We start from the raw sequence: 13503 nt of genomic DNA on the forward strand, positions 1-13503 counted from the left end.
ATACCAACCCGCATAAGTAAGTGATCTCTTTTGAGGATGGAAAAACGTTTTGATAGTAAGGCAAAAAATTCGCTATTTAGTTGTTCTAAATGAGAATTTTTTAACGCAGATAGCGACACGTTTAGCCCCGCAAAATGATTATATATTATTGCGAATTGGTATTATAACTGCGCATAACTAATCCACGTATAATTTACTGCATCAAGTAGCCGCTCTTGCGCACTCTTTGCGAAACTAAGCCGCTAGCACTGCAGCTTTAATTAGGCCATTTAAAGCGCATTATTTTAAACAACCCTTTATTTAAACTGTCATTATAAATATTACTGCTATAGAAATCGCCAACACCAGCCCGCTTAATTAAGTGATCTATTTTGAAGATAGATAAATGAGTGGATAGCTAGGCAAAAAACCCGCTATTTAGTTGTTCTAAAGGAGAATGTTCTAACGCAGGTAGCGACACTTTTAGTCCCTAAATGATTAAATATTATTGCAGATTGGTATAACTCAGTGAGTAATTAAATCGCAGGCAATAAAAAACCCGCAACATGTGCGGGTTTTTTTAAAGAGTTACAGAACTAATTACTTAGCTGCTTTTTTCTCTTTTTCTGCAGCGATTACAGTGTCAGCAACGTTTTGTGGACAAGCTGCGTAGTGTGAGAACTCCATAGAGAACTGACCACGACCAGATGTCATTGTACGTAGTGAACCGATGTAACCGAACATTTCTGATAACGGAACGTCTGCTTTAATACGAACGCCTGTTAAACCAGCTTCTTGGTCGCTTAGCATACCACGACGACGGTTAAGGTCACCGATTACGTCACCAACGTGATCTTCCGGAGTGAACACGTCAACTTTCATGATTGGCTCAAGAAGTTGTGCGCCGGCTTTAGGGATCGATTGACGGAAAGCGCCTTTAGCAGCGATTTCGAATGCGATTGCAGATGAATCCACCGCGTGGAAGCCACCGTCGAAAAGCTCAACTTCAACGTCAAGTACTGGGAAGCCAGCTAGAACACCTTCGTCCATCATTGACTTAAAGCCTTTCTCAACTGCAGGCCAGAATTCTTTAGGTACGTTACCACCAACAACTGATGAAGTGAACGTGAAGCCTGAATTCGCTTCGCCTGGCTTGATGCGGTAATCAATTTTACCGAACTGACCAGAACCACCAGATTGTTTCTTATGCGTGTAGCTATCTTCGATTTCACGAGTGATAGTTTCACGGTAAGCAACCTGTGGTTGACCAACAACAAGGTCTACGCCGTAAGTACGCTTAAGGATATCTACTTTGATATCTAAGTGAAGCTCACCCATACCTTTAAGGATAGTTTCGCCTGAATCTTCATCAGTCTCAACTTGGAAAGACGGATCTTCTGCAACCATTTTACCGATAGCAATACCCATTTTCTCATTACCGCCTTTATCTTTAGGCTGTACAGCAATCGAGATTACTGGCGTTGGGAATACCATTGGCTCTAGTGTTACTTTGTCTTTCGGATCACATAGCGTATGACCAGTTTGTACGTTTTTCATGCCTACGATTGCAATGATGTCACCAGCTTGCGCTGAAGTTAACTCTTTACGCTCATCTGCTTGCATCTCAACCATACGGCCAACACGCTCTGTTTTACCAGTAAACGAGTTAAGGATAGTGTCACCCTTGTTAAGTTTACCTGAGTAAATACGTACGAATGTTAATGCACCAAAACGGTCATCCATAATCTTAAATGCTAACGCTTTAAACGTTTCATCAGCAGATACGATTGCGTGATTACCTGTTTCTACGCCTTCTTCATCCATAAGAGGTTGAGGATCAACTTCTGTAGGAGACGGTAAGTAATCAACAACAGCGTCAAGTACTAGTTGCATACCTTTGTTTTTGAATGCAGAACCACAGAATGTAGGGAAGAAAGCAAGGTCACGAGTACCTTTACGGATACAACGTTTGATATCTTCTAAAGAAGGTACTTCACCTTCCATGTACGCTTCCATTAGATCATCGTCTTGCTCTACAGCAGTTTCGATAAGCATTTCATGGTATTCATCTGTTTTTTCTACCATGTCTGCAGGAACGTCTGTGATTTCGTAGTTTTCAGGAAGACCAGTCTCATCCCAGATGTATGCTTTTTTAGTAAGCACGTCTACAACACCCACGAAATCGTCTTCAATACCGATTGGTAAAGTCATGATTAGTGGTACAGCACCAAGTACTTTACGTACTTGCTCAGTTACACGGTAAAAATCAGCGCCCATACGGTCTAATTTGTTTACGAAGATAATACGTGCAACTTCTGATTCGTTAGCGTAACGCCAGTTAGTTTCTGATTGTGGCTCAACACCACCAGAACCACAGAATACACCAACACCGCCGTCTAATACTTTAAGTGAACGGTAAACTTCAACGGTGAAGTCAACGTGTCCAGGAGTATCGATAACGTTGAAACGGTGATCTTTCCAGAAACAGCTTACTGCCGCAGACTGGATAGTAATACCGCGCTCAGCTTCTTGATCCATGAAGTCAGTAGTAGATTCACCATCATGAACCTCACCTGTTTTATGGATAGTACCTGTAAGCTTCAGGATACGCTCAGTAGTAGTGGTTTTACCCGCATCAACGTGCGCGAAAATACCAATGTTTCTGTACTTCGATAAATCTGCCATTATTTTACTCTTAATAAAGTCGATAAATTATTCGGCGGGAGTATAGCATTACTTAAAGCGAACATCACCATACAAGTCGCTTAAAATGCAATCAATTCAATAAAATTTTTCTAGATTTACATTCAGCACTGGTTAAATAGCACTGATTATTAAATAAACCACTAAAACTATTATGTTTTATTCCTGTAATCTTGATTTAGAAAGTTACTTAATTATTTTGTAGCAACGCTCCGGTCGACCAATACTGCCGTAGCTTTGATCAGCACTTAGCTTATCAGACTCTAGTAAAAACTCTAAATAGCGCCTAGCAGTTGAACGACTCACCCCAACTAAATCGCCCATTTGTTGAGCAGTAAAGGCACTGGCGTCATGTTGTACAAATGCATCATGAATTTTCTGTAAGGTAAGCTGATCAACCCCTTTTGGTAACCTAACTGTTGGTTTATTTTGCTCTTTAGAGCCAAACAAAGAGTCGACCATAGACTGGGTTACTTCGTTCGCATCAGAAAAACATTGCTGGCGCGTTTCAAAACGCGCTAACGCTTGATCTAAGCGGTTTAACATTAACGGTTTAACTAAAAAGTCGCAGGCACCTAGCTGCATTGCTTTTTCAAGCGTTTCGACTTCTTTAGCCGCCGTTAGCAGCATTACTTCACTTTTAATTTCACGGCGGCGTAAATCCGATAGTAAATCCAGTCCGTTACCATCAGGCAGGTGTATGTCGAGCAAAATAAGATCAGCCTCTATGGCTTGTAACAAGGCTGTTGCAGTACTTAAATTACCTGCAATACCAACCACCTGATACTGTGCTTGGCGCAAGCTCTGCTTTGCAATTTGACTTCCCGCAGCACCGCCTGGCAGCAATAAATACTGCGCAATAAGCTGCGCTACTTCAACTTCGTCTTCAATTATAATTACAGAATAGGTCATGCTTATTTACTCTTATTATTTTGGAATATAAACACTTAAGCGCGCCCCTAGTAAATCAGACTCACCTATTTCTAAACTACCACGGCACGAGTCTAAATTGGTTTTAACCAAATACAAACCAATACCATGTTGCGCCCCAGATTTAGAGCTAAATTGTGGCGTAAAAATAACCTCATGGTCTGAACCTAAGCCAAACCCGGTATCTTCTACATCAAACAATAAAGTCTGACTGGTTTCATCCACGGTCACTCTTACCACCGGGTCGCGAGTATCTGAAGCTCTAATCGCTGCTTCAATGGCGTTATCTATTAAGTTGCCTAAAATGGAGACTACCCTTTCGAGCATATCTTTGCGCGCTATAACGCCTAGCAGGCTATCAGGGTTTAGCGCTAATGTAACATTAAGCTCTCGTGCTTTATGGTATTTACCTACTAGCAAACCGGCTAGTACAGGGTCTTGAATTCGTTCAAGTAAGTTATGAATTTGCGCTTGAGAGCCTTGGCTCTCTTGGCCTATAAGTTCAATTGCTTGCTCATTTTTACCCATTTGCACCAAAGCCCCAATCAGGTTTAGTTTATTTGAGTAATCATGGGTTTGCACTCGTAGTAGTTCAGCAAATGCTTGTACTTTTGTTAGCTGCTGGCTTAAATATTCTAGCTCATCAGATGGGCGCATACTGAGTAAAATACCATCGGCCTGCCCCTGAACTTGTAAAGAAAAGCGCGACAAAATAATCCGTTTATCAGCTGCAAATAGCTCAAACCCAACAATTTTACGGCTTTGATTTCGCAGTAAAAATTCAGCATGTTCTGGTAGTAGGTCTTCAAGGGTGATGCTTTGATTAATTGTAGATGTTGGTTTATCAAGAATTTCGCAGGCACGTTGGTTTAACTTTCGGACTTTTCCATCGGGTTCAAGTGCAATAATACCGCTACGAACCGTATTTAAAATAGCATCCTGCTCTGAAAATAACCTTCCTATTTCATCAGGTTGTAAACCAAATATTGCGTTACGTACTCGCTGCCCAATATAAACAGCCGCTACAATACTCAAGCCAACAAGCAGCAGTCCCCAAATAAGTATTTCAGCACTGCGTGATAAAATAAGCGGATTAATTGATTGCACTAAAAAGCCAACAGACACTAAGCCTATAATTTCATTCTTAGCATTATATACGGGCACTTTTCCACGAATAGACTCCCCCATACTGCCATGCGCAACCGATATATAGCGCTCGCCATTAAGGGCGTTTTTGCTATCCCCCCCAACCATAGGTTTGCCAATTTTGTGCTCATCAGGGTGTATAATGCGCAGCGCATTAATATCGCCAACTACAATAAAGTCAGCACCGGTGAGCTCTGTAAGAGTCTCTATTTGCGAGTTAAGCACTGATAAGTCATCTTTTACCTCTAACGCATTTATTACATCTATACGTGTTGCAATACTATTAGCTACAGCCAGTGCTTTATCACCTATGTGGTTATGTAAGCTTTGCGCTGTAAGCTGATACACCAACGCCCCAAACAATATTGCTTGTAAAACACATAGCCCTGTTACCCAAATAATTAAACGTGTTTCTAATCGTTTAGGTTTTTTGACCATGCTTTGCAAAGGGTTTAGCTTGTTGGTGTTGATCATTTATCTCTCTATTGAGCTTGCTCTTGCTGTAACTTAGACGCTGTTTTATCTGCACGGCGCTGCTTTAAGTAATCCTTTAAAGGAAACAACAGCACTAAAATAGACAGTATAAAAATACCTAACGTGAGTGGTCTGTCCCATAAAAAGCTTAAAGAGCCATCAGAAATCATCATTGAGCGACGAAAGTTACGCTCAATCATGTCTCCTAAAATAAAGCCCAGTAACAACGGTGCCATTGGAAAGGCCAATAGGCGCAATACTAACGCAACCAAAGCAACGCCAACCATCATAAATAAGTCGAATGTGTTAAACGACACCAAGTACACACCAATTAAGCTAAAGAACAAAATCATAATGGTTAATACCGACTTTGGCATTGCCAATACTTTTGCGAAATAAGGAATGAGTGGCAGGTTTAAAATTAATAAAACAATATTGCCAAAATACATGCTTACAATTACAGACCAAAACACACTAGGGTTTTCTTGCATAAGCATAGGGCCTGGCTGAATGCCGTAAGCGATTAGTGCTCCAAGCATAATAGCCGTAGTTCCAGAGCCTGGAATACCTAAAGTTAGCAAAGGAACAAACGAGCCTGTACACGCAGCATTATTTGCAGATTCAGGAGCGGCTAAGCCACGCAAAGAGCCCTTACCAAATTTTTCTTTTAGGCCTTTAGGTGCCAAATTTCGCTCAGTCGCATACGCCATAAAGCTAGCAATAGTGGCGCCGGCGCCAGGTAAAACACCAACAATAAACCCTAAGAATGACGAACGGCCTACAACCGGTGCCATATCTTTAACTTCGTCTTTTGTTAATTTAGTTGAGCCAATTTGTGGAGTGTCTGAATCATTAAGGCTTTTGGCATCTTTTTTCTCTGGCTTAACAACATTAATTAATGCCTCGGCAAGGGCAAACGTTGCCATTGCAATTAATAAAAAGCTAATGCCATCAAGTAAGTCGGCTTGGCCAAAGGTAAAGCGCTCAGTGCCCGATGAAGGGTCTATACCTACCGTTGCCAGCATTAAACCAAATACGGTCATCATCATTGCTTTTAAAAACTGGCCTTTATTTGAAAATGCAGCAATGGCCGTTAAACCTAAAAACATAAGTACAACATAATCAGGAGACTGAAAACTCAACGACACCTTTGCTAATAAAGGCGCGGCAACCATAAGTAATATTGCGCCTATTGTTCCGCCTATAAAGGAAGAATAAGCAGCAATAGCCAAAGCTTTACCTGCATGACCTTGCTTTGCTAGTGGGTAGCCGTCAAAAGATGAAGCCACCGTACCCGCCACCCCCGGCGCATTAATTAAAATAGATGATGTAGAGCCGCCAAAAATTGCGCCATAATAAACACCGGCCATTAAAATCATACCCGAATCAGCGCCTATGCTATAAGTAATAGGGATCATCAGAGCAATTGCAGTTATAGGCCCAAGCCCAGGTAACATACCAATAAACGTACCCACCAAACAGCCAGCTATCACGTACATTAAATTATTAAAGTCGAGCACGGTCGACAAACCAAGCATAATTCCATCAAACATAACTTAACTCCACAAATCGCCCGGAACCAAGTAAATACCTAATACTTGAGTCATCAAAAACCAAAACACCACAGCAACAGGAATAGAGGCAAATAATAAAATTTTCTTGCGCCTTTCACCCATTACAAAAAAACCTGCTAATAAAAAAGCGCTTGTAGATATTAAAAAGCCCACAGGCTCTAACATCGCACTATAAATCACCATTAAAACTAATAGGCCTAAAGTGCGTACAACATGCGACTTTTCTAATGGCTGGTTTTCTGCTGCTTTTTCGTTTGGCTTAAGTAAAGTGGAACCAATAGAAAGCAAGCACACCACAATACCAAACGCAGCGTACACTTTTGGTAACGTAGCAGAAGTAACCGTTTCGTATTCTTCAAATGGCAATAGTGGAATTTGCCACGCCACCACGGCGTAAAGAGTAAATAGCGCCAAGAATAAACTTGGCCCTAGTAGTTCACGATTCATCATAAAAACCTCGATTAATCCGCTTTACGAATAAAGCCAAGCTCTTGCATAACCACTTTAAGCTGCGCTTCTTGTTTTTCGAGAGACTTAATAAACTCATCTTTTGCCTGAAAAAGATTTAACCAGCCATTTCGTGCACGAACGGTTTCCCACTCAGGGGTTGATTGTAATTTACGAAGTTTTTCAGTGTATTGAGCTAATTTATCGGCAGGTAAGTTAGGGGCTGCAAAAAAACCACGCCAATTAACAAATTCCATATCGTAACCCATCGACTTTAACGTTGGTATTTGTGGGTAATCAGTTAAAGCCTCTGGCGATGTAACGGCCAACACACGAGCCTGTCCGCCATTGGCAACTTCTAATGCTTCGCTTAAACCAGTCGAAAGCAAGTTAACCTCACCAGAGAGTAGGCCTGCTTTTGCTTTGCCACCGCCATCATATGGAATATAACGAATTCTGCGACCGTCAACACCGCCCGCTTTAGCCGCTTGTGCAGCAACTAAATGATCCATGCTGCCACGAGCTGAGCCACCAGCTACTTTAATAGAGCTTGGGTCTTCTTTAAGTGCTTTAATGACATCTTGCCATGTTTTATAAGGCGAATCGTTACGTACTACAAATGCACCAAAATCAGCAATCATACTTGCCACTGGCGTTAAATCTCGGTAACTGTAAGGAATCTTTCCGGTTAAGGCTCGCAACACTATAGGCGTTGAATTAACCATTAAAATATCGCCTTTTTTAGTACCTGATTCTATTAAGTAGGCAATTGCTCGCCCACCGCCGCCACCAGACATATTTTGAAAAGACGCATTGTTGTCGATGCCTGCCTTTACTAAACCTTCACCTACTCCACGTGCTGTTGTATCCCAACCGCCTCCAGGGCCTGCTGGTACTAAAAAGTGGATATCAGCCATTGCCATGGGGCTGCTTAGTACTAATGATGCCGCTAGTAATGTTGTTTTAACTGACTTAAATAATTTCATTATGTGTCTCCTTAAAATAAATACTGCATACGTGCACTAAAGCCCATACCAGAGTCTTCATCACCTACAAGCGCAGCGGTGCCTGGGCCCTCTACATCGCTGTAGATAAGGTTGCCCATAAATTTAATGTCGCTACTGACGTAATAACTTGTTCCTAGTGTGAAAGTGGTTACTTCACTGCCTTGGTTTTTACTCGTTGCATCCATCTGTGAAACACGCGCAACAAGCTCCCATGCATTTTTTATATTTTTAGGTTGTACAAACAGAGCTGAACCTGCTTTGTACTGTCGTTGCTCCCCCCCTAAAAAGTAACTTGCTGAGACATGAAAGCCGTCAAAACGCTCTGCATCTAAATCATCGCTACTATCAAGTGCATCTAATGCGCGGCTTGCGTACTCGGCCTCTAATGTTAAAGAGTCAGCCTGAAAAGCAAATTCAAGCCCCGACTGCGATAAGCTATCCAGTGCGACTGTTGCCCCGCCTGCAGCATAATTAACTAGGCGTACATTAGTTTCACGTACTTCACCACGGGCAAAACGCGCTCCCAGTTCATTGCCGCCCATATCGCGGTACGAATGCCACGCACCTAAATGAATTACGTCGCCAGGTGCTGTACTCGACCACGTAGCACGCCCTGTAATAGCAAGCGTTAGGCGGTCGTTTTCATCATTACCCGTTGCACCAAAGGCATCATTTTTATAAACCCCAATGGCATAACGAAAGCCTGAGTCTTTAAAGTATTGATAAGCAGATACGCCCCAACGAAAAAAAGGCGAGAAAGTATTGGCAACAGCACTACGCTCAATAGTATTAATATGTTTTGAGCTAGTAAGTGCGTTTAGCGACATGTCTTCGCGGATTTTACCGGCTTTAATTTTAAGGCCGTTTTCAAATGCATAACGTACACGTGCAAGTACAATTTCGGCATCACCTTCGCCAAATTCTAAAAGTAATTTGTGATCCCAGTTACCATGCTCACTCTCTACGTAGGTACGAATACGGCGAGGGAAAAAATCGCTCCCGCCTGAGCCATCATTATCTGCGTTATAGGCACCTTCAAAATAGTTGTAATCAAGCTGTACTCGCCCTCCAAACTCCAAATTAAAGCTACTTGATGTTTTTAAAGCGTTAACTTCTTTTTGCAATGCATCTAATTGCGCTTGTAGTTTTTGAGTATCGTTATCGGCTAAAGCAGATGTGCTAACTAATGCTGCTGTAATTGCCAAAGCGAGCTGTGTGTTACTTGCTTTCATTATTTTCTCCACGCTGTGTTTGTGTATTTATTGTCAGGTAGATATGCGACGACAAACTGCTATCTAACGCGCAGCTTATTGTTAACGGGAAATTAACGAAATATTTTGAGGGAAAGGTGCATTGATGATCGTTAAGTGCTTTTTGCTCATTAAAACCATGAACAAAATGAACAAAAATAAAAAACTAGCCTGCGTTAACCACTCGCTCAGAACCTGAATAAAAAACGCACGAAATAAAATAAGAATTATTTGCATTTGGGTGTTGACAGTTTATTAGATCTAACTGATAATCAATATCAACAAGGCGGGAATGCATACCCTCTTGTGACGGAATGAACTAATTTGTTTCTCGACCCTGAAACAACGTGTGGCGCACGTAAACAGCTATGGTTACTTGTTATGAACCGCAACGCCCCTTGATGTTGATGATGAGTAACCGCCCTACTATTTTACTTGCTACATTGCTCATATCGGTGACGGTAGATATGAAACTAAAAAAGCCCTTACGGGCTTTTTTTATGTCTGTAATTTAGTGAGCAACATGCTCACATAAATTAATCCATTAACGGCGGTTTTTGCGTGCACGTGCACGGCGCTGTTTTTTCTCTTCTTCTTTAGCGGCTTTTTTAGCTTCTGCCGCGGCGCGAAGACCGGCAACCATTGTTTCTTCTTCTTCACGCATGGCAGGGGTTTCCATGGTGATGCGGCCAATAATGCCATCACGAAGTTCATTTATGAGTATTTCAGACATTTTGTAAGTGTCTATTTGGTTACCACCACGAATGCAGCCGCGTTTTTTACCCGCCATTTCAACAAATGCCCAATCACTTTCTGGCAATTCATCAATTTTGTAGCGTGCTTTTAAAAGTTCAGGATAGGCTTTCAATAAATATTCTGCCGTATAGCTTGCCACATCTTCGTATTCAAGCGCTGTATCACGTATTGCACCGGTGGCACCTAAACGATAACCCGAGTTCTCGTTTTCTACTTTTGGCCAAAGCATGCCTGGCGTATCGTAAAGCATAATGCCGTCTTCAAGCTTAATGCGCTGCTGCGCCTTGGTAACCGCAGGTTCATTCCCTGTTTTTGCCACTATACGGCCGGCTAATACATTAATTAATGTCGATTTACCTACATTTGGAATACCCATGATCATGGCTTTAATTTGCTTATCAGCACCTACTTTGTGTGGCACCAATTTTTTACACAGCTCATTAATGCGGTGCACCTCAGCGGCTTTATCATGACCAAACGCAATGGCTTTAACGCCACTTTCTTGCTCAAAATAGTCTTTCCACGCTTGGGTCATTTTAGGGTCGGCTAAATCAGCCTTATTTAAAATTTTGATGACCGGCTTGCCTTCACGAAGCGTGGTTACCATCGGGTTTTCACTACTGTAAGGAATGCGTGCATCAAGCACTTCAATGATCACATCCATTTGCGGCATTATTTCTTTAATCTCATTACGGGCTTTATTCATGTGCCCAGGGAACCACTGGATAGCCATTTTTAACTCCTAACGTATAATTTGACGCTATTTTAACTGGCAATTCATTTAATTGCGCTATACTGGCGCAAATTTTTTTAGATTAGATATTATGGCTCTTAAATCTACCATTATTAAAGCGCAATTATCGTTAAGCGATATGGACCGCCACGTGTACCAAGACTTTAATTTAACGTTGGCACAGCATCCCTCTGAAACCGAGCAACGCTTGATGATTCGCTTATTAGCCTATGCACTAAACAGTTGTGATGGCTTAGAATTTACCAAAGGCTTAAGTGCCGACGATGAACCTGAGCTGTGGCATGTAAACTACAGTGAAGAAATAGAGCTGTGGATTGAGCTGGGTTTGCCAGATGAAAAGCGCCTTAAAAAAGCCTGTAATAAAGCTAAAAAAGTAGTGCTTTATACCTATGGCGAAAACAACCAAGCTATTTGGTGGCAAAAACATCAACCTAAGTTGTACGATTTTAAAAACTTAAGTATTTTTAGCCTTGATTACGCCGCTACTCAGGCACTTGCAGATTTAGCAGACCGCAATATAAAACTTACCATTACCGTTCAAGATGGTGATGTGTGGGTTAGTTCTGATACGGCTAATATTGAAATAAAACCACAACAGTTAATGTAAATTGTAGGTAAGGGCGTATGAAAATAAACCACGTTATTGTATTACACGGCCTTTATATGTCGGGCTTTGTTATGCGCCCGCTGTGCTCTCGTCTTGAACAGTCTGGCGTTAAAGTACTTAATCTCACTTACAATACGCTCGACCCTAATTTAAGCACCATATTTAAACAAATTGATGAGTTTATTGGTGATGAGACTTCTGCATTGGTATGCCACTCTATGGGCGGTTTAATTGCGCGCGCTTATTTAGAGGCAGGCTCGCAAGCGAGCCAGTGCGTCACTAAAGTAATTACACTCGGCACGCCTCACCAAGGCAGCCACATAGCGAAAAAAATGAAGCAAAAAGGGTTTGAAACCTTTTTAAAAAACAGCGTTGAATTTTTACTCACCAAAAATGGTAATTGGCCGTTTAAGGCCAAGCTTTACAGTATTGCTGGCGATTTGCCCATTGGCTTAATGCCGTTAATTGTAAAAGGCAGCCAATCAGACGGCACTGTACTACTTGATGAAACCAAGCTTAAAGGCATGGCTGAGCATAAAGTATTTCATTTAAGCCACACCAGTATGATTTACTCTCGCCAAGTGCTTGAATACATTATTAAGTGCCTTAACGAAGCAGCCTAGCCTTCTCCCGCTTCTGCTATTTTATAACTGATTAAAAATATTACCCCTAAAATAAGTGGCATTGGCGCGGCAATGTAACCAAACGTGTCAGCATTAGCAAAGCTTGCGCCAGCCAAGTGCGCCACCAGCCCTAACACAAAGGCTATAACGGCTATACCTACCACTATTAATTCTGCTTTATTTTGTTTTACTGTTTTTGCATCCATAATTGCTCTCCAATAAATTTAAAATATTTATTTAGCTCAAGAGAATTATGCGCTACAGCCACAGGCATTTACTGATTTAGATCAATACATCAAATAGCCAATATTCAACCTTGTAGAAAACTTGTTTTAGATCATAATTTATCCATGTTTTGTCTTTATTTTATTGCTAAGGGGTAGAATTTTAATAAATTCGTCCCATCTATATTGTATGTGTCATTTGTTGTGCTTTACGTTACTAATAGTTAAAACCTATTACACCGAGTAGTTTAAACGATTTTACTAATTAACAGCACTAAGCAATAATGTTCATCAGTTCATAAATAAACGGTTCATCAAGGAGCAAGGTATGTCACAGGTAAATGCAATTGGTTTAAACAGCGCAAAAAGCGAAGATATTGTTAAGTCACTCAATACATTATTGAGCAGCTACCAAATTCAATACATGAATGCGCGCGGTTTTCATTGGAATATTAAAGGCCGTAACTTTTTTGAATTACATATTAAATTTGAAGAGATTTACAACCTTCTGCTTGAAAAAGTAGATGAAATTGCTGAACGTATTTTAACGTTAGACGGCGCACCATTACATGCGTTTTCAGATTACTTAGAAGTAAGTGAAATTAAAGAAGCTAAAAACATTAGCGATGGTACCGCAGCCGTAGAAAACCTATTAGCTGGCTACAGCACACTAATTAAAATGCAACGTGAAGTACTTACTCAAGCAGGTGATGCAGATGATGAAGGTACAGCGTCATTAATGGGTGATTATATTTCAGAGCAAGAAAAGCTAGTATGGATGTTAAAAGCGTACTTAGACTAGACCAAAAAAAAGCCCTCAAAAGGCGAGGGCTACAAATAGGGAGAATCGTAAATTTCTTTGCGATTCGAATACTATAGTAGCCTCCCCTACTGACTAAACAACGCCACTGTTACCAGTGGCGTTGCTTTTGGTTTAAGCGGTACGTAAACCATTTTAAAGTAATCCAGCCCACCCTTATCGCACTTGCATTAAAAAGCCCCAGCAATGGCTGAGGCTTTTGTTAACAG

The 13503-nt window shown here is 41.2% G+C and carries 12 protein-coding genes; 3 read left to right on the forward strand and 9 right to left on the reverse strand.

The window, feature by feature from the left end; genetic code table 11:
• Positions 1-579: 579 nt before the first annotated feature.
• From fusA to ylqF, 8 genes are all read right to left on the reverse strand, one after another.
• A complete protein-coding gene (gene fusA / locus CWC17_RS10865; RefSeq protein ID WP_138541451.1) occupies positions 580-2664 on the reverse strand; it encodes an elongation factor G in 2085 nt (694 codons plus the stop codon).
• Positions 2665-2868: 204 nt separating this feature from the next.
• Positions 2869-3594 carry a response regulator gene (locus CWC17_RS10870; RefSeq protein WP_138612871.1) on the reverse strand — a complete coding sequence of 242 codons (726 nt, stop codon included), beginning with the start codon at positions 3592-3594 and terminating at the stop codon, positions 2869-2871.
• A 15-nt stretch (positions 3595-3609) separates the two neighbouring features.
• The gene (locus CWC17_RS10875; RefSeq protein ID WP_138612872.1) at positions 3610-5232 is read right to left on the reverse strand and encodes an ATP-binding protein; all 1623 of its coding nucleotides are present in this window, start codon (positions 5230-5232) and stop codon (positions 3610-3612) included.
• An 8-nt stretch (positions 5233-5240) separates the two neighbouring features.
• Entirely contained in the window at positions 5241-6785 is a 1545-nt protein-coding gene (locus tag CWC17_RS10880) for a tripartite tricarboxylate transporter permease (RefSeq protein WP_138612873.1), read from the reverse strand.
• 3 nt (positions 6786-6788) lie between these two features.
• On the reverse strand, positions 6789-7256 hold the full coding sequence (locus CWC17_RS10885; protein ID WP_089348972.1) for a tripartite tricarboxylate transporter TctB family protein: 468 nt from the start codon (positions 7254-7256) through the stop codon (positions 6789-6791).
• Between the two features lie 11 nt (positions 7257-7267).
• Entirely contained in the window at positions 7268-8239 is a 972-nt protein-coding gene (locus CWC17_RS10890) for a Bug family tripartite tricarboxylate transporter substrate binding protein (protein ID WP_138541455.1), read from the reverse strand.
• Positions 8240-8250: 11 nt separating this feature from the next.
• Positions 8251-9492 carry an OprO/OprP family phosphate-selective porin gene (locus tag CWC17_RS10895; protein ID WP_138612874.1) on the reverse strand — a complete coding sequence of 414 codons (1242 nt, stop codon included), beginning with the start codon at positions 9490-9492 and terminating at the stop codon, positions 8251-8253.
• Positions 9493-10054: 562 nt separating this feature from the next.
• Positions 10055-10999 (reverse strand): ribosome biogenesis GTPase YlqF, encoded by a 945-nt coding sequence (gene ylqF, locus CWC17_RS10900; protein WP_138612875.1) that lies wholly within the window; start codon positions 10997-10999, stop codon positions 10055-10057.
• Positions 11000-11090: 91 nt separating this feature from the next.
• Here ylqF and CWC17_RS10905 point away from each other — a divergent pair, with 91 nt between their 5' ends.
• Together CWC17_RS10905 and CWC17_RS10910 are read left to right on the forward strand one after the other, a co-directional pair.
• Positions 11091-11627, forward strand: coding sequence for a YaeQ family protein (locus tag CWC17_RS10905; protein WP_024033976.1), 537 nt, complete (start codon positions 11091-11093; stop codon positions 11625-11627).
• 17 nt (positions 11628-11644) lie between these two features.
• Positions 11645-12250, forward strand: coding sequence for a PGAP1-like alpha/beta domain-containing protein (locus CWC17_RS10910; RefSeq protein WP_138612876.1), 606 nt, complete (start codon positions 11645-11647; stop codon positions 12248-12250).
• Here CWC17_RS10910 and CWC17_RS10915 read toward each other — a convergent pair.
• Positions 12247-12456: a hypothetical protein gene (locus CWC17_RS10915; protein WP_055015542.1), complete on the reverse strand. Its 210-nt coding sequence runs from the start codon at positions 12454-12456 to the stop codon at positions 12247-12249. The two genes, CWC17_RS10910 and CWC17_RS10915, sit on opposite strands and share 4 nt — an antisense overlap.
• Positions 12457-12802: 346 nt before the next feature.
• Here CWC17_RS10915 and CWC17_RS10920 point away from each other — a divergent pair, with 346 nt between their 5' ends.
• Positions 12803-13276: a Dps family protein gene (locus tag CWC17_RS10920; RefSeq protein ID WP_004585992.1), complete on the forward strand. Its 474-nt coding sequence runs from the start codon at positions 12803-12805 to the stop codon at positions 13274-13276.
• The last annotated feature ends 227 nt before the right edge of the window (positions 13277-13503 follow it).

Origin of the sequence: Pseudoalteromonas sp. S3785, assembly GCF_005887365.1 — a bacterium.
Lineage (GTDB): Bacteria > Pseudomonadota > Gammaproteobacteria > Enterobacterales > Alteromonadaceae > Pseudoalteromonas.